Source organism: Hansschlegelia sp. KR7-227, assembly GCF_049446035.1.
GTDB lineage: Bacteria > Pseudomonadota > Alphaproteobacteria > Rhizobiales > Methylopilaceae > Methylopila.
On the sequence record NZ_JBMSEA010000001.1, the window covers coordinates 1,090,020 to 1,111,019 of the forward strand.

Below are 21,000 nucleotides of genomic sequence, written 5' to 3' on the forward strand. Positions count from 1 at the left end.
GCGCTTAGGGGATCGCGTTTCGCGTGTCACGCGGTGATCGGCTCATTGGGATCGTGCGCCACGCGCCGGGCGAGCGCCTGAAGGGCGAATTCGTAGCCGTCAGTCCCGAGGCCGACGATGACGCCGGCCGCGACGCGCGACACGTAGGAGTGGTGGCGGAAGGATTCGCGGACATGGATATTCGAGACGTGCACCTCGATCACCGGCACGCCGGCCGCGAGAATTGCGTCGTGGATCGCGATCGAGGTGTGGCTGTAGGCGCCGGCGTTCAGGATAATTCCGTCCGCCGCGGTGCGCGCTTCCTGAATCCAGCCCACGAGGTCGCCTTCGTGATTCGACTGGCGGCAGTCGACGCTCAAGCCGAGGCTTGCGGCGATCAACCGGGCGCGCGTCTCGACGTCCGCGAGCGTCGTCGAGCCATAGACTGCCGGCTCTCGCACGCCGAGCATGTTCAGGTTCGGTCCGTTCAGGATGAAAATGACCGGGTTCACGGATTTCCGACAGGCGAACGACGCGTTGACGAGCGCGCCGATCCTTTCAGCGAAAGGACGGCGCGGGTGGGGTTATAGGCAACCACGGCCGTGAACCCAAGCGATTCCCAGACCGGCCCTCCGACGTCAGCATATCGCCTTGCCGCAGGTCCGGATCGCGGCGATGCGGCCCTGCAGGTCGTCGACGACCGTTTTCGTGTTCGGCACGACGGCGTCGCCGACCACGAAGGTCGGCGTCGCCTCGACGCCGAGATCGTCGGCCATGGTCTTGGATTCGATCAGCGTTCGCTCGACTTGCGGGCCCTTCATGGCCGCGTCGAGCTTGGCGGCGTCGACGCCGACCTCCTTGGCGACGGCCAGCGCCTTGGCCCGGGTCGCGAGCGTCTGGCTGTTGAGCAGCTTCTCGTGAAACGCCCGAAACTTCTCGGGCGCCGTCTGGCTCACCGCGATCGACACCTGAGCCGCGCCAAGCGATTCCTCGCGGATGACGGGCAGCTCCATCAGCACGATCTTGAGCTTCGGATCGGCGGCGATCATCGCGTCGAGGTCGGAGATCGCGCGCCGGCAATAGCCACAATTGTAATCGAAGAACTCCACCAGCGTGACGTCGCCCTTCGGGTTGCCGAGGACCGCGTGGAGCTTCGACGTCGCGAGCGTCTCGGCATAGGTCTTAAGCGCCGTCTCCCGTTTTTCCTGGAGCTTCGCCTCCTGGCGGCGGTTCCACTCCTTCTGGGCCTCGTAAAGGACCTCGGGGTTCTGGATCAGATACTCACGGACGATCTTGCCGATCTCCTCCTTCTCCGGCGCGTCGAAGGCGGCGGCCGGCAGGGCGGCGAGAGCGAGGGCGCCGGCGAGCGCGAGGCGGATCGCACGTATCATCTGAAGTCTCATCTCCGTGGGCGGCCCAACTGTGCGCGGAGCGGCCATTCTGATCCTTGTCGGTCGGATCGGTGTCGAAAGAACGGCGCGGCGCCGAACGTCAGTTCAGTTTCTGCGGCTTGTAGGTCGCGATGTCGTCGGCCTTGAGCCAGTTCGGCGTTCCTTGCTTCAGACCTTTCTTGGCGCGCTCGGCGAGCTGTCTCGCCGTCGGGTAATCGCCTTCCGCGAACGCCGCCTGCGCGCTGGCGAGGTCGGCCTGCGGGATCTGGCCCTTCCGGGCGAAGGCGATCGCGAGCTGCCGGTACGCTTCCGGATTCTTCGTGTCGCGTGCGGTCGCGCGGGTCAGCTCCGCGATCGCCGCGTCCGCGTTCTTCGGGCCGGAGCCGGTCGCCAGCGCCTGACCCAGCATGGTGCGGACGAGTTGCGCGTTCGGCGCGAGCGCGAGCGCGCGCTTGAGAGCCGGCACAGCGAGGCCCGGCTTGCCGTTCTCCAGATAGGCCTGGCCCTTCAACTCGTGGAACCACGGATTGTTCGGCTGGGCCGCGATCAGCCCGTCGATCTGGCCGATCGCGCCATCGAGCGCGCCGTAGCGGTAGGCGGCGATCGCCCGCGCATATTTCGCCGGAAGGCTCTGATCGCTCATCGGATAGCGCCGCGTGACGCCGTCGCCGGCCTCCACGAAGCCGACCAGCTTGGCGCGCATCAGATCATGCCGCGCCTGCAGGGCGGGCGGGTCCAGCTTGTTGTAATAGGGGCTCTTCTCCGCGAGCTCCTGCAGGTTCGAGATGCGGTCCGACGGCATCGGATGGCTCTGGGCGTACGGGTCGATGTAGCGCTTGGAGAAGGCGACCTGGTCGGCGAAGCGCTTGAAGGTGGTGAGCATGCCCTTGGCCGACTGGCCGGACTTGTTGAGATAGCCGACGGCGGCGCGGTCGGCGGCCATCTCTTCGCCGCGCTGATACGACAGCAGCGAGCGGCGGATCGCCTCCTGCGGCGCCATGATCGCGCCGGCCGCGGCCTGGCCGGCGCTGCCGGAGCCGCCCGCCATCGCGCCGGCCACCGCGCCGACGCCGAGGAGCATCGCGACGATCGACATGGTCTGAGCGCCATCGAGCCGCTGGCGCAGCCGGGCGAGATGGCCGCCGACGATGTGGCCCGTCTCATGCGCTAGAACTCCGATCACTTCGTTCGGCGTCTTGGCGTCCATCAGAACGCCGACATTGACGAAGATGCGCCGTCCGTCGGCCACGAAGGCGTTGAACTCGCGCGAATTGATCAGCGTGATCTCGACGACGCCCTCATTGATGCCCGCGGCGCGGAAAATCGGCGCCATGTAGTCGCGCAGCAGCCCCTCGATCTCGGCGTCGCGGATCGTGGGAAGCCCGCGGGGTCCGCCCTGGGCGGAGACGGGAGCGACGGCGATCGACAGCGCGACGAGCGTCAAAGTCGCGCGTTTCAGCGCGGCTCTGGCGGTCGACAGGCCGGGAAAGCGAAGAGCCATGCGCTCCGTCCAAAAAGGGTTGCCGCGGCGGGACCTTACGTAGCGGTCGAACGTCCGGTCAACGCGGACGCGGTCAACCGGCCGTGACGGCGGCGTCTGGCTGCCCCGCGTCGTCCGGCTTTGCGCGCGGCGTCCTGGCGATGTAACACGCGCGGCGACCTCCACCGTTCAGCTCTCCGCTCAGCCGTTTCGCCGGCGGGGAGCGTCTTGCGATGTGGACAACGAACGCTCTCTCCTCGTCGAATCGCGGGGCGGCGGCGTAAGGCTGACGAGTCGTGCGGCGAAAACTCCGCGCGACGCCCCGAAGGAATTTGAGAGCCTATGGCGCGCTACGTCTTCATCACCGGCGGCGTGGTCTCCTCGCTTGGCAAGGGACTGGCATCCGCAGCGCTCGGCGCGCTCTTGCAGGCGCGCGGCTTCAAGGTGCGGCTGCGCAAGCTCGACCCTTATCTCAACGTCGATCCCGGCACGATGAGCCCGACGCAGCACGGCGAGGTGTTCGTCACCGACGACGGCGCGGAGACCGACCTCGACCTCGGCCATTACGAGCGCTTCACGGGAGTCGCGGCTTCCAGGAGCGACAACATCACCACCGGCCGCATCTATCAGGACATCATCGCCAAGGAGCGCCGCGGCGACTATCTCGGCGGCACTGTCCAGGTGATCCCGCACGTCACCGACGCCATCAAGGCCTTCGTGCGCGACGGCAACGACGATTTCGACTTCGTGCTGGTGGAGATTGGAGGCACGGTCGGCGACATTGAGGGGCTGCCGTTCTTCGAGGCGATCCGGCAGCTCGGCAACGACCTGCCGCGCGGCGACGCGATCTACATCCACCTCACGCTGCTGCCGTTCATTCCGAGCGCGGGCGAGCTCAAGACCAAGCCGACCCAGCATTCGGTGAAGGAGTTGCGCTCGATCGGCATCCAGCCCGACATCCTGCTCTGCCGCTGTGACCGCCCGATCCCGGCCGAGGAGCGTCGCAAGCTCGGGCTGTTCTGCAACGTGCGCGAAACCGCCGTCATCGAGGCGCGCGACGTCGACAACATCTACGCGGTGCCGGAGGCCTACCATCGGGAGGGCCTCGACATCGAGCTGCTGCGCGCGTTCGGCATGCATCCCGGCGACGCCCCGGACCTGTCGCGCTGGCGGACCGTCACCAACCGCATCCGCAATCCGGAAGGCGAGGTGACGATCGCGATCGTCGGCAAGTACACGGGGCTGAAGGACGCCTACAAGTCGCTCTACGAGGCGCTGGTCCACGGCGGCGTGGCCAACACCGTGAAGGTCAACGTCGAGTGGATCGAGAGCGAGATCTTCGAACGCGAGGACGCCGCGCCGTTCCTTGAGCACGTGCACGGCATCCTGGTGCCCGGCGGCTTCGGGCAGCGCGGCGCGGAGGGCAAGATCCGGGCGGCGACCTTCGCGCGCGAGCGCAAGGTGCCGTATTTCGGGATCTGCTTCGGCATGCAGATGGCGGTGATCGAGGCGGCCCGGAACCTCGCAGGCGTCGGGGAGGCGAACTCGACCGAGTTCGGCCCGACGCCCGAGCCGATCGTCGGCCTGATGACCGAGTGGACCCGCGGAAACACGCTCGAAAGCCGCAACGCCGCGGGGGATCTCGGCGGCACGATGCGGCTCGGCGCCTATGAGGCGCGCCTCGCCCACGGCTCGAAGGTCGCCCGGATCTACGGCTCGGAGGACATATCCGAGCGCCACCGCCACCGCTACGAGGTGAACACGGCCTACCGCGCGCGGCTCGAGGACAAGGGGCTGCTCTTTTCCGGCATGTCGCCGGACGGCCTGCTGCCGGAGATCGTCGAATACGCCGACCATCCCTGGTTCGTCGGCGTGCAGTTCCATCCCGAGCTGAAGTCCCGGCCGTTCGAGCCGCACCCGCTGTTCGCCTCCTTCGTGGAAGCCGCGGTGACGCAGAGCCGGCTGGTGTGACGGGGACTTGGAGGAGACTTGGGCCCGGCGGGACCGGCCTGCGTGCTTCGAGACGCCTCGCTGCGCAAGGCTCCTCAGCATGAGGAGCCTTGCGAGAGGGTTGGCGGCGGCGTGGGTCGCGCGTCATCGAACTTCACGACTCGCGAAGCTCCTCATGCTGAGGAGCGCCGAAGGCGCGTCTCGAAGCACGCAGGCCGGCGCCGCAGCGGCAGTCACGCGCCGCTCCAAGGACCGGTCCGGGTGAGCCGGCTGCATCCGGGGCGCGGCCTCGACCACCTGATCCATCTCGTCCGCGATCTCGACGCCGCGGTCGCGGCCTATGAGCGGCTGGGCTTCGCGGTCAGCGGCGAGAACCGCCATCCCTTCGGCACGAAGAACCGCATCGTCCAGCTTCCGGGCGTCTTTCTCGAACTTCTCGCCGTCGGCGATCACGCGCCGATTCCGGAGCATGGCGGCCGGAGCTTCTCCTTCGCCGCGTTTCACCGCGACCGGTTGGCAAGGATGGGCGAGGGCGGCTCGGCGGTCGTGCTGGCGAGCCGGGACGGGGCGGCGGACGCCGCGGCCTATGCGGCTGCGGGAATCGGCGATTTCGAACCGTTTTTCTTCGAGCGGCGCGGGCGGCGGCCGGACGGCTCCGAGGTTCATGTCGCCTTCGAGCTCGCCTTCGCGGTCGACGCGGAGTCGCCCGACACGGCGTTCTTCGCCTGCGAGCACAAGCATCCCGAAAACTTCTGGAGCGCCGCGGCCCAGAGACATCCGAACATGGCGACCGGCGTTCCGGGCATCGTGCTGACGGCCGAGAATCCGTCGGACCACCACGTGTTCCTGAAAGAGTTCACCGGCGTGCGCGATTTCCGGGCGTCGTCGCTCGGCCTTGCGATCCCGACGCCGAACGGCGAGATCGAGGTCCTAACGCCGGGCGCCTTCACGCAACGCACGGGCGTCGCGGCGCCGGGGGGAACGGGCCTGCGCCTCGCCGCGATCCGCGTCGCGGTCGCCGATCTTGGCGCCGCGGAGCGGGGCGCCGGCGGACGAGCGACGCGCCGCGGCGATCTCCTGGTCGTCCCGGCCGGCGAACTGTTCGGCCTGACGCTCACGCTGGAAGCCGCCGCGAAGGACTGATAAGCCGCTGCCGAACAGACCTCGTCAGGGTCCGGCTTGACCGGACCATCCACGCCGGACGTCGCGCTCGACGCCTGACATGGGTCCTCCGGTCGAGCCGGAGGATGACGAGGAGTTCCAACGCGAGCCCTACGGGGTCGAACCAGGGACGCCCATGAACGCCCCCCTCCAGAATCGCCCCGACGCCGTCGTCGAGATCGGCGCCGTCCGCTTCGGAAACGCGCTGCCGCTCGCGCTGATCGCCGGCCCCTGCCAGATGGAGAGCCGGGCGCATGCGCTCGAGGTCGCGGCGGCGTTGAAGGAGATCGCGGCGAAGGTCGGGATCGGCCTCATCTTCAAGACCTCTTTCGACAAGGCCAACCGCACCAGCGCCTCCGCCGAGCGCGGCATGGGCCTGAAGGCCGCGCTGCCGGTGTTCGCCGAGATCCGCGAGAGCCTCGGCCTCCCGACGCTGACCGACGTCCACGACGCCGGCCAGTGCGGACCCGTCGCCGAAGCGGTCGACGTGCTGCAGATCCCGGCCTTCCTCTGCCGGCAGACCGACCTGCTGCTCGCGGCCGCCGCCACCGGCCGCGCGGTCAACGTCAAGAAGGGCCAGTTCCTGGCGCCCTGGGACATGAAGAACGTGGTGGCGAAGCTGGTCGGCGCCGGAAACCCGCACGTCCTGCTGACCGAGCGCGGGGCCTCCTTCGGCTACAACACGCTGGTCTCCGACATGCGCGCGCTTCCCGAAATGGCGAAGACCGGCGCGCCTGTGATCTTCGACGCGACCCATTCGGTGCAGCAGCCGGGCGGGCAGGGCGACTCTTCGGGCGGCCAGCGCGAATATGTCGCCGTGCTGGCCCGCGCGGCCGTCGCTGTCGGCGTCGCCGGCGTCTTCATCGAGACCCATCCCGATCCCGACCACGCGCCCTCGGACGGACCGAACATGGTGGCGCTGACGGACATGCCCGCGCTGCTCGAGCGGCTGACGGCGTTCGACCGGCTGGCGAAGGCCGGCTGAACGAGCGCGGCGCCCCCTTGCCCCCGCCTTGAGCCGGGACCCAGAGACGCGACAGCGACACGTGCGGCCGAGGCTTCTCGCGCAGTTCTGAGACCTCGACGGCTCTGGGTCCCGGCTCAAGGCCGGGACAAGAAGGACATCGTCGCCACTCAGTCCGGCGCGACCAGATGCCCGGCGGCGCGGTCGTAGCGTATCCAGGCCGCCGGGGAGACGTGGACGCCGCCGACCCAGTGGTCGACGCGATTGACCACGCGGTGGTCGAGCCGCCCCTCCAGCACGGAACGCCCGGCCGGCGTCAGCCTGAGCCTTGCGCGGGCGAAGGCGGCGTAGCCGTCCTGCGGGGCGCGGCCGGGATTGCAATAGCTCTGCGACGGCCCGGGAAGCCCGGCGATCAGCGGCTCGTCGGCGAAGGCGAGTCCGTCGAGCCTCCGGAAGAAGCTGGCGTCGCCGAGGAACTGCGCCTCGTCCTGCTCGGTCACCCGCCGAAACAGCTCGCCGGTCGAGGCCGGCGCCTCCGCGAGGCAGCACAGAGCGCGCTCTTCGGTGAGGGTCAGCCCCCGCAGCGGGTCCGGCAGCTCCGCCAGAAGGCGCCTGAGCGCCGGGCCGAGATAAGGGAGGTCGGGCGCGTCTCGTCCGGCGAGGTCGGCCAGCGCGTGCGGGGTCGCGGCGGTGAAGGCCGCCCAGGCCTCGGCTGCGAGCGCGAGCTGCGCGCCCGTCACCGGCCGGGCCGTGGCGGCCAGGCGGCGCACCGCGTCCGGGCCCTGACGGCCGAGATAGTCGTCAGCCTGCACGAGATGAAGCCCCTCGAGCCGGCGCTCGGCGTGGAAGAAGTCCAGGATCTGGATGAGCTGCAGCTGGTCGTAGAGATCATGCTCGAGCCAGATCTCGACGCGGGCGTAAGCGGCGTGGCCGCGCACGCCGGCGTCGCGGCTGCGGAACTCGGCGCCGACCTCCTCGGCCGCCAGTCCGAGATCGGCGGCGATGAAGGTCGAGCGGATCGCGGACAGGCTTTCGAGCGCGTCGACCGCCGGCACCGGCCCGTCATGCAACACGTCGCGCCACGGCAGGATGCGGCCGCCGACGCCCGCTTCCTCAAGGCGCGCGACCGCGCTGTCGCCATTCGTCAGGATGAGCGTGTCGGTCGGGCTGGAGCCCGTCGGAGTCTTGGCCGTCATGGAAGGAGGCTCCGGCAAATCACTGAGCGGTCGGTACCTGCGAATCTGGCCGGGGCATGGGGCGTTTCCGGGGCGGACGCCGGTCACGACTCCTTGGCCTACGCCCTCTCGGCGCGCGGACTCGTCCGGAGGGCTTCGATGACGGCGCGACGACGCTCTTCGCCGCATTTGGGCCATGTCGAATGCGCGAGACGTCAGCCCCGCCCGCGATAGGGCGCGACGCCCTGGTCCGGCGCCCAGACGCCCTCGGGAAGCGCGCCGGACTGGAAGAACACGTCGATCGGAATGCCGCCGCGCGGATACCAGTAGCCGCCGATCCGGAGCCATCGCGGCGACAGCTCCGCGACCAGCCGCTTGCCGATCGCGACCGTGCAGTCCTCGTGGAACGCGCCGTGGTTCCGGAAGGAGCCGAGATAGAGCTTCAGCGACTTCGACTCCACCAGCCAGTCTCCCGGGACATAGTCGATGACGAGGTGGGCGAAGTCCGGCTGTCCCGTCACCGGGCATAGCGAGGTGAATTCCGGCGCCGCGAAGCGGGCGACGTAGTCGACGTCCGGATGGGGGTTCGGCACGCGATCGAGCGTCGCCTCGTCCGGCGAGGCGGGCAGGGCGGTCGGCGCGCCGAGCTTCAGGTCGTTCATGGGCGTTTCGCTTTCTTGTCCCGGCCTTGAGCCGAGACCCATAAACGCAGTCGCCGCAGGAGGGAACGACGGCCGCGCCGCGATCGCGGCGGTGTTTGGCGTGAGACCTGCGTCTCTGGGTCCCGGCTCAAGGCCGGGACAAGGATGCCGCTGCGGCTTTCCGCCCGCGCGCGCTTACGCTAGAGGTGCGCCGCGTCAGACACTCTGAAGGCCGGAGCCCGCCCATGACCGCCATCGTCGACATCGTCGCCCGCGAAATTCTCGACAGCCGCGGCAATCCGACCGTTGAAGTCGACGTGACGTTGGAGGAGGGCTCCGTCGGCCGCGCGGCGGTGCCCTCCGGCGCCTCGACCGGCGCCCACGAGGCGGTGGAGCTGCGGGACGGCGACAAGAAGCGCTATGGCGGCAAGGGCGTGACCAAGGCGGTCGACGCGGTCAACGGCGAGATCTTCGACGCCATCGGCGGCTTCGACGCCGAGGATCAGGTCAAGATCGACGAGACGATGATCGCCCTCGACGGCACGCCCAACAAGGCGCGGCTCGGCGCAAACGCGATCCTCGGCGTCTCTCTCGCCGTGGCGAAGGCGGCGGCCGCGGCGATCGACGCCCCGCTCTACCGGTATGTCGGGGGAACCTCGGCCCGCGTCCTGCCGGCGCCGATGATGAACATCATCAACGGCGGCGCCCACGCCGACAACCCGATCGATTTCCAGGAATTCATGATCATGCCGGTCGGGGCGGACAGCTTCGCCGAGGCGCTGCGAGTCGGCGCCGAGATCTTCCACGTGCTGAAGAAGCAGCTGAAGGACGCCGGCCACAACACCAATGTCGGCGACGAAGGCGGCTTCGCGCCGAATCTCGCTTCGGCGGAGGCGGCGCTCGACTTCGTCATGAAGGCGATCGACAAAGCCGGCTACAAGCCGGGTAAGGACGTGGTCATCGCGCTCGACTGCGCCGCCACCGAATTCTTCAAGAAGGGCAAATACGTCTACGAGGGCGAAGGCGTCACCCGCACGCCGGACGAGCAGGCCGAATATCTCGCAAAGCTCGCCAAGGCCTACCCGATCGCCTCGATCGAGGACGGCATGGCCGAGGATGACTGGGACGGCTGGAAGGCCGTCACCGAGCTCTGCGGCGACACGTGCCAGCTGGTCGGCGACGACCTGTTCGTCACCAATGTCGAGCGGCTGTCGAAGGGCATCCGCAAGGGCGTGGCGAATTCGATCCTGGTGAAGGTCAACCAGATCGGCTCGCTGACCGAGACGTTGGCGGCCGTCGACATGGCCCACCGCGCCGGCTACACGGCCGTCATGTCGCACCGCTCGGGCGAGACCGAGGATTCGACCATCGCCGACCTCGCGGTCGCGACCAACTGCGGACAGATCAAGACCGGCTCGCTGGCCCGCTCCGACCGGGTCGCCAAATACAACCAGCTGCTGCGGATCGAACAGGCGCTGGGGCCCCAGGCGCGCTACGCCGGCAAGGCGGCGCTGAAGGCGCTCGGGTGAAGTCAGCGTCTTCTATTCGATCCCAACGACGATCTCATCAGGTTCGGTCGGGTGGTTTCGCCAGATCCAGATACGCGTGTTCCTGCGTGAAACGTCGATAGCGAGAACCGTCTCAAGAAGCGCAGTCGATACGACGATCTGTTTGTTCGGCGTCTTTATTTCGCCATTGAAGGCTGGCGGGGACGTAAGGCCGACTTCCGAAACATGCCCGAGCACGATCGTCGTGCTGCCATCTTGTTCGTTGAGACAGGAGATGCGAGCCGCTGTGTCAGACCACTGAAGCGGTTCCCGGCTCGGTTCTAGCGGTTCGCCTAGGTCACGGTCTGAAATGAACAAGATAGAGTAAGGCGGTGCGATCCGCTTCGTTAGTTTCATTGTCTATACCTCAGGATGTTGTTGATCACTCCGCCGCTCCAGACCTGACAAGAAGTGCAGTGAGGCACGCCGGCAAGGCCAGCCCCAGCACCGCCGAGCGCCGATGGACCCTGATGATCAAACACCCAGCGGCCAGATCGTGTCCCTGGCTCACGAGCGCCGCACGTGTGACATCCGTAAAGCGCCCCTAAGCGATTAACTTCTTCCCTTTGGCTTTTGGTGGCCTTTCGAAATGGTCCCGGGCCATCGGACCGTTCTATGGCAAAGGGTCCGAAAGATACTTGATCCGTCCTCAATGCGACGTAGCGGTCGTTGGCTTCGCGCTCCATAGCAATATTCTGCGCGATCTGACCTTCCACAGTCTGGTGAAAACCAGGTCGCGGTGACCAGTTGGGGTCTATTTTTCTTACTCGCGCGACGGCGGCGTCAGCCAAAGCTTGAGAAACCTCAAGCCTGGCGAGTTGCGAAGGGGTCCCGGTCCCCAACCCAGATCCGGCTCGGCCGCCTCGTCCTCCGCTGGTCGGCCCCCATCGAGTGGTCCGGTTGGAATGTTAGTTCATGAGCGTCGCTGACGCGACGGTTGGCGTGGCGCAGGGGTTCTTCAAAGTTCCGCAACATCGCCGAGGATGGTGGGCTGGCACACCCACCAAACCAGTCCCAACAACGCGATATGAAGTCATATCACACTCGGAGACGAGGATGGGTCTCAATTAGCCGAAAAAAAAGTCCTCGGCACTCAAGTCTTCTTTTCCAACGTCGATCAGTCGAATGATATTATTGCTGTTATAGCGAATGATGGCGTTCCCGCTCGAATCATTGTGCGTGTGTCGCATCAAGTCGTCGAAATCATCAAAGTATGCTGGTCTTCCTACGGCCGCTTGAAAGGCGATTAAATCAACTCCAACCTCAAAATCAGTAATTACATCCAATCCGAAACGACGGTCTTCCTCGCGCGTTGTAACGCCGAACGTAAACATGTCATTCCCCCCTCCACTCGTCATGACGTCATTCCCCACCCCACCGAACAGCCGATCGCTTCCACTTCCGCCAAATAATCTGTCGCGGCCGGAGTCCCCATGAATAAAATCACTTCCACTTCCCCCATATATTAAATCGTTTCCATCCCCACCAAACAAATCGTCTCTGTCGCCAGCTTGGCCATAAAGCGTATCATTACCCCCATTTCCGCGAATAAAATCCTGCACGTTGCTTCCGACCCATCGGTTTGGGTTGTCATCACCCTCGAAATTTCGCGGCGTGTCTGCATCGAGGGGCCAAACGTCGTACTCGGGATGATATTGATCATAATGATGCTTAAGCACAGGGGTTGTCCTTTGACTGTGTGGGCCACTTCTCAGGGGGCAGACCACCGCCTCGGAGCGCATTCTGGGCAACCCGAAAAGAGCCGCCCCGTCATCTGTCCACTGCCCGCCGCCCGATCGGCCTGCGGGCACGCGCGGTTGGTTCGGATCGAAGCCTGCCTTAGAGAGGATGCGAAGCCGCAGGAGCTTAAGGTCGAGTTGCAGGGCGGCAGTAAGCCATCTGGCTGAGACACTCCCCCTACTTGAGTGGCAAACGGCATCCGAAGGCTCCAGTCATCGGCGGTCTGCGCGAGTGTGTCAGCAACATTCCTAATGTCGAGAACAAACAGAGACCATTGGTTTGTTCTGCCGCGCGCTGATGGCGCCCGACCGCCCAGGCGCCATCTTCCCCTGATGCAATGGACCGACGACGGGCTGATCCTCGGCCTCCGCCGGCACGGCGAGACCTCCGTGGTGCTGGAGCTCTTCACCCGCGCGCATGGGCGGCATCTCGGCCTGGTGCGGGGAGGGCGGTCGTCGCGGCTCCGCGCCGTTCTGCAGCCGGGCAACTCCGTGCGCGCGAACTGGCGCGCCCGGCTCGACGATCATCTCGGGGCGTTCACGGTGGAGCCCGTCGCCGCTAGGGCCGGGCGCATCATGGGCCGGGCCGACGCGCTGCACGGCGTCGGCCATCTCCTTAAATCGCGGCATTGATCGCGCCGCGCCTTTCGCCGGCCCGACGGCGCTTGCTTTCTAAGGTTCCCGGCTGGCGAGCGATCCTCGCGGCCCCGCGCGACGCACAGGCATTCCGCTACATTCGCTCCGCCCGCGCCCTCAGGACGGCGAACAAAGTGAAGCCGCCGCACAGCAGGGCGGCGAACATCGGCAGTCCGTGCAGGGTCATCTCCATCGCGACTCCTCCCAAGCCCGGCCCCACCAACGCCCCAAGTCCCCACGCGACAGACATCACGGCATAAATGCCGACGAGTTCCGCGTCGCGGAAGCGCTCGCCGACGAGGGTAAGCATTATCGTGTAGATGCCCGCGAACGCGCCGCCCCAGAGAAACAGCAGCGGATAGGCGAGCCACGCTTCGCCGAGCGCCACCGGCCAGATCAATGCGCCGGCCGTTGAAAGGGCCGCCAGGATGATCACGAGCCGGGTCCTGTCCATCCTGTCGCCGAGCCAGCCGATCGGTAGCTGAAGCAGGATCGCTCCGATCATCAGGGTTGAGATCAGAAGCGTCGCCGGGTCCTCTGCCCAACCGAGCCCTATGGCGTAGAGCGCGAGGAGGCCAAGCCCCGCAGTTTCGAGCGCCGCGTTGAGCGCCACCGCGGCGATGGCGACCGGAGCGAGGCGCAGGTAGCGCATCGTGGTGACAGGTCCGGGCCGCTCCATCGGCGGAGACTTGGCGCCGGCGAGGAGCGTGAGCAGGCAGGCGCCGAGTGAAAGCCCGGCGCCGATCAGGAACGCCCACGGGCCCTCGCCGCCCACGGCGACGATGATGAGAGGCCCAAGCGCGAATCCGGACGAGAGAGCCGCCGTATAGACCGCCATGGTGCGGGCCCGCGAGCGTTCGGCGGCGAGTTGGTTCAGCCAGGTCTCGGAAATGACGAACAGCGTCTCCGAGGCGGCCCCAAGCGCGATGCGAAGCGGGAACCACAGCCAGAGCGTCGGCGCTGCGGGAAACGCGGCGAGCAGGACGGCTGCGGCCAGAAGCGCCGTTATCGCAAGGCGTCGAGCGCCCCAGGCGAAGGCCAGCCGAGGCAGGAAGGGCGCGATCACAAGCACGCCCAGGGCATGCATGGCCGCGTTGGCGCCGATCGCGGTTTCGCCGTAACCCGCTTTCGCGAGATCGAGGGCGATCAAGGGGGCGCTGAGGCCGTAAGTCAGCCCGAAGATCGCCGCCGTCGCGATCACGGCGGCCTGCGCCTTGAGGGTCGCGGTCACGCCGGGGTCCGGGACGCGTCGCGCCGTTCTGCGTCGTGGACCAGCGCCCGTCGCGCCGCCAAGGCGCCGGTAAGGCGCGTGCGCCATCGACGCTCGCCGTGATCTACGACGAGTTGCAGCAGGCTGGAGTAGTCGAGCACGAGGCCGGGGGTCCAGGTCATCGCCTCCGCCCGGCCGCGCACCATCCGCAGCAGCCAGAAATGAGGATCGCTGATCAGACGAAACGCCCCACGCCACAGGCCTCGGTCCCCGACCGCTCCTTCAATCGCGGCGTCGAGCGCCAGGAGCACCGTCGAAGAGCAGTTTCTGGCCGTCAGATTGTAGGTGTCGTTCGCCGAATAGGTCTTCCAGAACGCGCGCAGCGCAGGCTCGTTGAAGCGCCGGAACGTGACCGTCCTGTTGGGCATGCACCAGCCGGCCGCCTCCACCGCGAGTGAAGGCTGGAAGCGGCCGGGCACGTCGTTCTGGCGCCCGGCCGAGAGCAGAGCCCTGAAGTCGCTTTCGCTGTGATCGATCTCGACCGCCGGATAGTGGCTGATATAGAGATCCGGCGGCATTTCCAGCGCGCTGTGCCCGGTGGAGATGACGCCCTTGCCGTCCACGGCCGCAACATAGCGGTCGACCAGCATCCGGCGCTCCGGGTTCGTCGCCGAGCCGACCGGCGTCCAGACATGCACATGCAACAGGCCGTGTTCCGGACGGTCGTGCGGCGCCTCGGCTGGAACAAGTCCCCGTGCGTGCCAGTTGCGCGCGGCGAACAGCGGCAACGCGGTCACCGACATTCCGGGCGACAAGCCGCGCAGCTGCAGCGCCATGCGCAGCAGCGTGTAGCCCGACGTGATCAACAGCAGCGCGAAGCAGAAGGGAACGGTCAACCGGTGAGGCAGCGGCGATCCCAGGAGGATGACCGCGGCTAGCGCGATCTCTACGAGGCCGGCGACGATCCCCATACGCCACCGCCACGCATGCACCAACAGGGCAGAGACAAGTCGAAGCACGCCGTCGAACAGAAAAGCCAAGCCGAACAAGACAGCGGCCGCGATGTTATTGTCCCACGGAACGTCGAAGACGACGAAAGCCGTGAACAAAAAACCCAGGCCGCGGAGCGCATCGGACCAGTTGCGTCGAAGGCCGCGGGCCACGGCTGCGCCGATTTCAACAGCGCCTTCGACAATCAGAAACACCGCAAGCACGTCCATGATGACGGAAAGTCGGCCATCGCTGATATCAATAAGAATGCCGACGCCGCACAGCAGCCAGATCAGGCCGGCGGCGGCCAGCACCAGCCATTGTCGGCGAAGCGCCGTGGCGCCAAGCAGAAGAAAAGCCAATCTCATCATGACGCAGTTCCCCGACGATGCTTGGCCTACAGGTTATCGGGGCCGGTCAGTCGGCCGACGGCGTCGGGCAACTCATGTCGCCTTCCTGACAATTGAGATAGCCCTTGAAATCCTTGACGCGCTGGTTCGTCAATCCATCGAGGCACTGGGTCAGGACCATCGGGTAGACGCTTCCCCCCTCGACGCCGGACGCCGCGAATCTGCATTCAGCGTCGCGGAACGCCAGCCACGCCTTCTGCGCGGCGACGAGCGTCTTCGTCGTATCCGCGTCCGACTTCAATCGGCGCTCGATCTGTCGGTAGAGCGCGTTCAGCTCAGCGTCAGTCTTCTTGTAAGCTCGGTCGGCGCAGCGGTTCATTCCCGCCTGGCTCGTATCGGCGCAGTCGCCGGCCCGGGCCGCGGGCGCAGTGGCGAACGCCATCCCTATGGCGCCGGCAATCATCAGAATTCGCATAAGCGTCTCATGGGTTGGACTTTTGAGCCGGGCCTGAGAACCCGGCCGCCCTATCGAAGCCGCCGGGTCGAGCCAAGGCAGAACGAAACCGGCGTTACTGCCGGTAACCCCTGGCTTTCATGCAGGACTCGATCAGCTCGGCCTGCTCCATGCCTTTCGCGACGCCGGAGCCAATGCCGTCGCCGATCGCTTTCGAGAAGCCGCCCCTGGTCCGCTCCGTGCCGATCGTGGCGGTCGCCTGCTCGGCCTGATACTTGCACTCCGCCTTGTCCTGGTCGACCGCGCTGCGCGGGGTCTGGTCCCGAACCCAGCGGTCTTCAGTCGTCTTGCATGCTGACAGACCCAAGGTCGTCGGCGCCACCACCACGATCGCGCTTAAAAATCGTCTCATAAGAGGTCCCTCAGACTTCAGAAACGCATTCGCCAACGCATGGAGCAACAGCCAAGTTAAAAGGCGCTTGAGCTTCGTGCATTTTATCTGAGATGTCATGTCCGCAGCCTGCGCAGAGAGATGAATCTTGTGACCGAAACGGCCGGAGGGCTCGTTCGCGCCGGTCGTCCACGCACAGCGAAGGCGGCGCGGCCGCGTCCACGCTTGACCCGCCCGCGCTAGCTGCGGAGCGTCCTGCGCAAGGCGCGTGATGACGCGCGCGGCGCGGGGCGCCATCTTCCTCCCATGCAATGGACCGATGACGGCCTGATCCTCGGCGTTCGCCGGCACGGCGAGACCTCCGTGGTGCTGGAGCTCTTCACCCGCGCGCATGGCCGGCATCTCGGCCTCGTGCGGGGAGGGCGGTCGTCGCGGCTGCGCGCCGTTCTGCAGCCGGGCAACTCCGTGCGCGCGACCTGGCGCGCCCGGCTCGACGACCATCTCGGGGCGTTCACGGTGGAGCCCGTCGCGGCCAGGGCCGGGCGCATCATGGGCCGGGCCGACGCGCTGCACGGCGTCGGCCATCTCGGCGGACTGCTGCGTCTGCTGCCTGAGCGCGATCCTCACGAAGCCCTTTTCGAAACCGCTGAGATCGTCGCCGAACATCTCGACGATCCCGACAGCGCGCCCGCCTTGCTCGTGATGCTCGAACTCGCGCTCCTGTCCGAACTCGGCTTCGGGCTCGACCTCGCCGCCTGCGCGGCGACCGGCGAGACGCACGACCTGATCTACGTCTCGCCGAAAACCGGACGGGCGGTGGGCGCGCGCGCCGGCGGGCCTTACGCCGACAAGCTGTTCGCCCTGCCGCCCTTCCTGATCGCCCGAGGCGCGAACGCGTCGCCGACGCGCGACGACGTCGCGGCCGGCTTCGCGCTCACGGGACACTTCCTCGAATCCCGGGTTTGGGAGCCGCGCGGACTGCGGCCCCCGGATTCGCGCGCCGCCTATCTCGCGACGCTCGCGAAGCGAAGCCTCTGAACCGGCTCAGGCGGAGGCGGCGAGCCGGGGCGACGCATGATCGCCCGCGACGTCGGCGAGGATTTCGTAGGAGGTCAGCCGCGCCGTCCGGTCCCAGATCGCGGAGGCGACGATGAGTTCGTCCGCGCCCGTACGGTCGGCGAAGGCCCTCACGCCCTGGCGTACGGTCTCCGGGGATCCCACGACCGAGCAGGCGAGCATCGCCGAGGCCTGCGCCTTCTCGCGCGGCGTCCAGTAGGTCTCGATGTCGTCGACCGGCGGCGGAAGCTGGCCGCGCGTTCCGCGGAACATCCGGGTGAAACTCTGCTGCGCTGACGTGAACAGCCGGCGCGCTTCCGCGTCGGTCTCGGCCGCGACGACATTGAGGCCTGCCGCGACATAAGGGCGGTCAAGCTGCGCCGAAGGTTCGAAGCGCTGGCGATAGGCCGCAATCGCGGCGTCGAGAGCGTCCGGCGCGAAATGCGAGGCGAAGGCGTAAGGCAGGCCCAGCATGGCGGCGAGCTGGGCGCCGAACAGGCTGGAGCCGAGAATCCACAGCGGCACGTTGGTTCCAGCGCCCGGAACCGCCTGGACGGTCTGACCGGGCTGGACCGGACCGAGCAGCGCCTGGAGCTCGAGCACGTCCTGGGGAAAGGTGTCGGACGCCGAGGGATCGCGCCGCAAGGCCCGAAGGGTCTGCTGGTCGGTGCCGGGCGCGCGGCCGAGCCCCAGATCGATGCGTCCGGGATAGAGCGATTCGAGCGTGCCGAACTGCTCGGCGATCACCATCGGCGAATGGTTCGGCAGCATGACGCCGCCGGACCCGACGCGGATCGTCGACGTGCCGCCGGCGACATAGCCGATCGCGACCGCGGTCGCGGCGCTCGCGATGCCGACCATGTTGTGGTGCTCCGCGAGCCAGAAGCGGCGGTAGCCGAGGCGCTCCGCATGCCGCGCGAGTTCGAGCGAGCGATGCAGCGCCTCCGCGGCGTCGCCGCCTTCGGGGATGAAGGCGAGGTCCAGGACGGAGAGGGCGGCCATGTGAGCCTCCGATAATTCGATGTTGATCGTAACGTTGTGGCCGAGGGGAGCCGAGACAAGGGGCGCAGGGCTGACGCACGCGGAGCGACGGGGTTTTCGCGCGCCGGGGAACGAATGGGCGGTCGCCGCGCGTTTCTTCCGCGAGGCCGCAAGAGGAAACCCGTATGAAGACCCTGATGCTCGCCGCAGCCGCCGTGGCGGTCGCCACCGCCGCGAACGCCCAGACCGTCGTGAAGGAGCGCGAGGTCGGCAACTACTCCGCGCCGGTCGCCGGCGCGACGCCGCAGGCGCGAGAATACCCCTCGGAGGGCACAACCGTGCTCCGCGAGCGGGAGAAGACGACGGTCGCCGAGCCCGCCGCGCCGTCCGTCGCCGTTCCTTCGACGACGACCGGCGCCGTCGTCACGGAGCCCGGCGCGCGCACGGTTCGGGAGGTCCCAGCCAACGCGACGCTGGAGCGCGACACGCAAACCCGCCAGCGCACGCCGAACGTCGGCGACGGCACGAGCCGCTCGTCGAGCGCGAACCAGAACTGACCGCGCGTCCGTCCCGCCGCCCTCAGGGCGGCGGGACGGCCTGACCTTGCGGCCGAGCGGTCCTTGATCCGAATCGGCCTCCCCCGTAACTGAGGCGCATGAGCGAACTTGCGCCTCCGCCCGAGGACGGCGTCCTCCCCGTCGACCTCCGGGCGGCGCTGGAGGAGCGCTACCTCGCCTATGCGCTCTCGACGATCACGCAGCGCGCGCTCCCGGACGTGCGCGACGGGCTGAAGCCGGTGCACCGCCGCGTGTTGTGGGCCATGCGCGAGCTGAAGCTCGACCCAGGCGCGGCGTTCAAGAAATGCGCCCGCGTCGTCGGCGACGTCATCGGCAAATATCACCCCCACGGCGATCAGTCGGTCTATGACGCGCTGGTGCGGCTCGCGCAGGACTTCGCGCAGCGCTGGCCGCTGGTCGAAGGGCAGGGAAATTTCGGCAATGTCGACGGCGATAACGCCGCCGCCATGCGCTACACCGAGGCGCGCCTCACCGAGGTCGCCCGCCTGCTGCTCGACGGCCTCGACGAAAACGCCGTCGACTTCCGCCCGACCTATGACGGCTCCGAGCAGGAGCCGATCGTGCTGCCGGGCGCGTTCCCCAACCTCTTAGCCAATGGCAGCCAGGGAATCGCGGTCGGCATGGCGACCGCCATTCCCCCGCACAACGTCGCCGAACTGGTCGAGGCGGCGAGAGCGCTGCTCGCGAATCCGCAGGCCGAGACCGACGACCTCCTCGTCCATGTGCTCGGGCCGGACTTCCCGACGGGCGGCGTCGTCGTCGACAGCCGGCAGGTCATCGCCGAGAGCTACCGCACCGGCCGCGGCTCGTTCCGCACCCGGGCGCGCTGGTCGGTCGAGGATCTCGGCCGCGGAACCTGGGTCGCGGTCGTGACCGAGATTCCCTGGCTCGTGCCGAAGAGCCGCCTGGTCGAGCGCATCGCGGACCTGATCAATGAGCGCAAGCTGCCGCTCGTGGTCGACGTGCGGGACGAGTCGACCGACGTGGTGCGCCTCGTGATCGAGCCGCGGGCGCGCCAGGTCGACCCGATCGTCATGATGGAATCGGTGTTCAAGCTCACCGAGCTCGAGACCCGGATTCCGCTCAACATGAACGTGCTGGTCCGTGGCCAGACTCCGGTCGTGCTCGGGCTGAAAGACGTCCTCCGGCACTGGCTCGACCATCGCCGGGAGGTCGTCCAGCGCCAGGCACAGCATCGGCTCGACGCCATCGTCCGGCGGCTGGAGATCCTCGACGGGCTGCTGATCGCCTACCTCAACATCGACGAGGTGATCCGCATCGTGCGGCAGGCCGACGATCCGAAGGCCGAGCTGATCGCGGCCTTCGACCTGACCGAGCTGCAGGCCGATTCGATCCTGAACATGCGACTGCGCTCGCTGGCGAAGCTCGAGGAGATCGAGATTCGCCGCGACCACGACAAGCTTACGAAGGAGGGCGACGATCTGCGCGGGCTGCTCGCCTCCGAGGCGAAGCAGTGGAGACGAGTAGGCAAGGAGCTCGACGGCCTCGCCAAGAGCTTCGGGCCGGACACCCCGCTCGGCAGGCGCCGCACGACCTTCGAGGCCCCGCCCTCGTCCGCGGCCTTCGACGCGGCCGAGGCCTTCGTCGAGCGCGAACCCATCACCGTCGTGGTCTCGGAGAAGGGCTGGATCCGGGCGCTGAAAGGCCATGTGCAGGATCTGTCGGGGCTGACCTTTAAGGCCGACGACCAGCTCAAGCTCGCCTTTCGCACGGAGACCACGGCCAAGCTGCTCGTCGTCACGACCAACGGCAAGGTGTTCACGCTCGACGCCGCCAAGCTCCCCGGCGGGCGCGGCGCGGGCGAGCCGATCCGGCTGATGGTCGACGTCGACGAAGGCGCCGAAATCGTCGACGTGTTCGCGCATCGGCCCGGCGCGAAGCGCCTCGTGGTCGCGAGCGACGCCCGCGGCTTCGTCGCGCCCGAGGACCAGCTTCTGTCCTCGACCCGCAAGGGCCGGCAGGTCGCCAATCTCGACGCCGGCGACCGGGTCGTGCGCTTCGCGCTCGCCGACGGCGACACGGTGGCGATCGTCGGGCAGAACCGGAAGCTGCTGCTGTTCCCGATCGCGCAGGTCGCCGAGATGAGCCGCGGCCGCGGCGTCCGACTGCAGCGCTACAAGGACGGCGGCGTCTCGGACGCGAAGGTCTTCGCGCTCGCGGACGGCTTCTCCTTCGTCACCAATGGCGGCAAGACATGGTCGCTCAAGGGCGACGAACTGCGCGACTGGCTTGGCAACCGCGCCGAATCCGGCCGCCTTCCGCCGCGGGGCTTTCCGGCGTCGAATCGGTTCTCCGACTGAGCGGCC

Annotated in this window: 18 protein-coding genes and 1 pseudogene; 8 read left to right on the plus strand and 11 right to left on the minus strand. The window is 67.5% G+C overall.

The genetic code is table 11. From position 1 onward, the window contains the following. Positions 1-26: 26 nt before the first annotated feature. From aroQ to ACO2RJ_RS05175, 3 genes are all read right to left on the minus strand, one after another. Positions 27-491 carry a type II 3-dehydroquinate dehydratase gene (gene aroQ / locus ACO2RJ_RS05165; RefSeq protein ID WP_423266906.1) on the minus strand — a complete coding sequence of 155 codons (465 nt, stop codon included), beginning with the start codon at positions 489-491 and terminating at the stop codon, positions 27-29. Positions 492-617: 126 nt separating this feature from the next. Further along, positions 618-1,370, minus strand: coding sequence for a DsbA family protein (locus ACO2RJ_RS05170; RefSeq protein ID WP_423266907.1), 753 nt, complete (start codon positions 1,368-1,370; stop codon positions 618-620). 100 nt (positions 1,371-1,470) lie between these two features. Beyond that, the gene (locus ACO2RJ_RS05175) at positions 1,471-2,871 is read right to left on the minus strand and encodes a M48 family metalloprotease (protein ID WP_423266908.1); all 1,401 of its coding nucleotides are present in this window, start codon (positions 2,869-2,871) and stop codon (positions 1,471-1,473) included. A 321-nt stretch (positions 2,872-3,192) separates the two neighbouring features. On the opposite strand from ACO2RJ_RS05175, the gene ACO2RJ_RS05180 reads away from it, so the two are divergent. From ACO2RJ_RS05180 to kdsA, 3 genes are all read left to right on the plus strand, one after another. After that, positions 3,193-4,821, plus strand: a complete 1,629-nt coding sequence (locus ACO2RJ_RS05180; RefSeq protein ID WP_423266909.1) for a CTP synthase — start codon at positions 3,193-3,195, stop codon at positions 4,819-4,821. Positions 4,822-5,061: 240 nt separating this feature from the next. Next, positions 5,062-5,943: a VOC family protein gene (locus tag ACO2RJ_RS05185; protein WP_423266910.1), complete on the plus strand. Its 882-nt coding sequence runs from the start codon at positions 5,062-5,064 to the stop codon at positions 5,941-5,943. A gap of 154 nt (positions 5,944-6,097) precedes the next feature. After that, positions 6,098-6,946, plus strand: coding sequence for a 3-deoxy-8-phosphooctulonate synthase (gene kdsA / locus ACO2RJ_RS05190; protein ID WP_423266911.1), 849 nt, complete (start codon positions 6,098-6,100; stop codon positions 6,944-6,946). A gap of 149 nt (positions 6,947-7,095) precedes the next feature. Here kdsA and ACO2RJ_RS05195 read toward each other — a convergent pair whose 3' ends face one another. Together ACO2RJ_RS05195 and queF are read right to left on the minus strand one after the other, a co-directional pair. Further along, positions 7,096-8,121: a hypothetical protein gene (locus ACO2RJ_RS05195; protein WP_423266912.1), complete on the minus strand. Its 1,026-nt coding sequence runs from the start codon at positions 8,119-8,121 to the stop codon at positions 7,096-7,098. 194 nt (positions 8,122-8,315) lie between these two features. Further along, complete coding sequence (gene queF / locus ACO2RJ_RS05200; protein ID WP_423266913.1) at positions 8,316-8,762, minus strand: preQ(1) synthase; 447 nt, start codon at positions 8,760-8,762, stop codon at positions 8,316-8,318. Positions 8,763-8,986: 224 nt separating this feature from the next. Here queF and eno point away from each other — a divergent pair, with 224 nt between their 5' ends. After that, positions 8,987-10,270, plus strand: a complete 1,284-nt coding sequence (eno, locus tag ACO2RJ_RS05205) for a phosphopyruvate hydratase (protein ID WP_423266915.1) — start codon at positions 8,987-8,989, stop codon at positions 10,268-10,270. Between the two features lie 1,085 nt (positions 10,271-11,355). On the opposite strand, the gene ACO2RJ_RS05210 is transcribed toward eno, so the two are convergent. Next, positions 11,356-11,967, minus strand: a complete 612-nt coding sequence (locus ACO2RJ_RS05210) for a calcium-binding protein (protein ID WP_423266916.1) — start codon at positions 11,965-11,967, stop codon at positions 11,356-11,358. Positions 11,968-12,360: 393 nt separating this feature from the next. Here ACO2RJ_RS05210 and recO (ACO2RJ_RS05215) point away from each other — a divergent pair. Next, a pseudogene (recO, locus tag ACO2RJ_RS05215) lies at positions 12,361-12,642 on the plus strand (DNA repair protein RecO); the annotation flags it as partial. Between the two features lie 115 nt (positions 12,643-12,757). Here the strand turns inward: recO (ACO2RJ_RS05215) and ACO2RJ_RS05220 are convergent. The 4 genes from ACO2RJ_RS05220 to ACO2RJ_RS05235 form a co-directional block, all read right to left on the minus strand. Continuing rightward, positions 12,758-13,894 (minus strand): MFS transporter, encoded by a 1,137-nt coding sequence (locus ACO2RJ_RS05220; protein WP_423266917.1) that lies wholly within the window; start codon positions 13,892-13,894, stop codon positions 12,758-12,760. Then, on the minus strand, positions 13,891-15,231 hold the full coding sequence (locus tag ACO2RJ_RS05225; protein WP_423268911.1) for an HdeD family acid-resistance protein: 1,341 nt from the start codon (positions 15,229-15,231) through the stop codon (positions 13,891-13,893). The genes ACO2RJ_RS05220 and ACO2RJ_RS05225 overlap by 4 nt, the downstream gene beginning before the upstream one ends. Before the next feature lie 49 nt (positions 15,232-15,280). After that, positions 15,281-15,655 (minus strand): lysozyme inhibitor LprI family protein, encoded by a 375-nt coding sequence (locus ACO2RJ_RS05230; RefSeq protein WP_423266918.1) that lies wholly within the window; start codon positions 15,653-15,655, stop codon positions 15,281-15,283. Positions 15,656-15,782: 127 nt separating this feature from the next. Then, positions 15,783-16,355 carry a hypothetical protein gene (locus ACO2RJ_RS05235; RefSeq protein ID WP_423266919.1) on the minus strand — a complete coding sequence of 191 codons (573 nt, stop codon included), beginning with the start codon at positions 16,353-16,355 and terminating at the stop codon, positions 15,783-15,785. 9 nt (positions 16,356-16,364) lie between these two features. On the opposite strand from ACO2RJ_RS05235, the gene recO (ACO2RJ_RS05240) reads away from it, so the two are divergent. Continuing rightward, the gene (recO, locus tag ACO2RJ_RS05240; protein WP_423266920.1) at positions 16,365-17,096 is read left to right on the plus strand and encodes a DNA repair protein RecO; all 732 of its coding nucleotides are present in this window, start codon (positions 16,365-16,367) and stop codon (positions 17,094-17,096) included. A gap of 6 nt (positions 17,097-17,102) precedes the next feature. On the opposite strand, the gene ACO2RJ_RS05245 is transcribed toward recO (ACO2RJ_RS05240), so the two are convergent. Beyond that, a complete protein-coding gene (locus ACO2RJ_RS05245; RefSeq protein WP_423266921.1) occupies positions 17,103-18,116 on the minus strand; it encodes an LLM class flavin-dependent oxidoreductase in 1,014 nt (337 codons plus the stop codon). A gap of 164 nt (positions 18,117-18,280) precedes the next feature. Here ACO2RJ_RS05245 and ACO2RJ_RS05250 point away from each other — a divergent pair, with 164 nt between their 5' ends. Both ACO2RJ_RS05250 and parC read left to right on the plus strand, forming a co-directional pair. After that, entirely contained in the window at positions 18,281-18,652 is a 372-nt protein-coding gene (locus ACO2RJ_RS05250; protein WP_423266922.1) for a hypothetical protein, read from the plus strand. A 98-nt stretch (positions 18,653-18,750) separates the two neighbouring features. Further along, positions 18,751-20,994, plus strand: coding sequence for a DNA topoisomerase IV subunit A (gene parC / locus ACO2RJ_RS05255; RefSeq protein ID WP_423266923.1), 2,244 nt, complete (start codon positions 18,751-18,753; stop codon positions 20,992-20,994). The last annotated feature ends 6 nt before the right edge of the window (positions 20,995-21,000 follow it).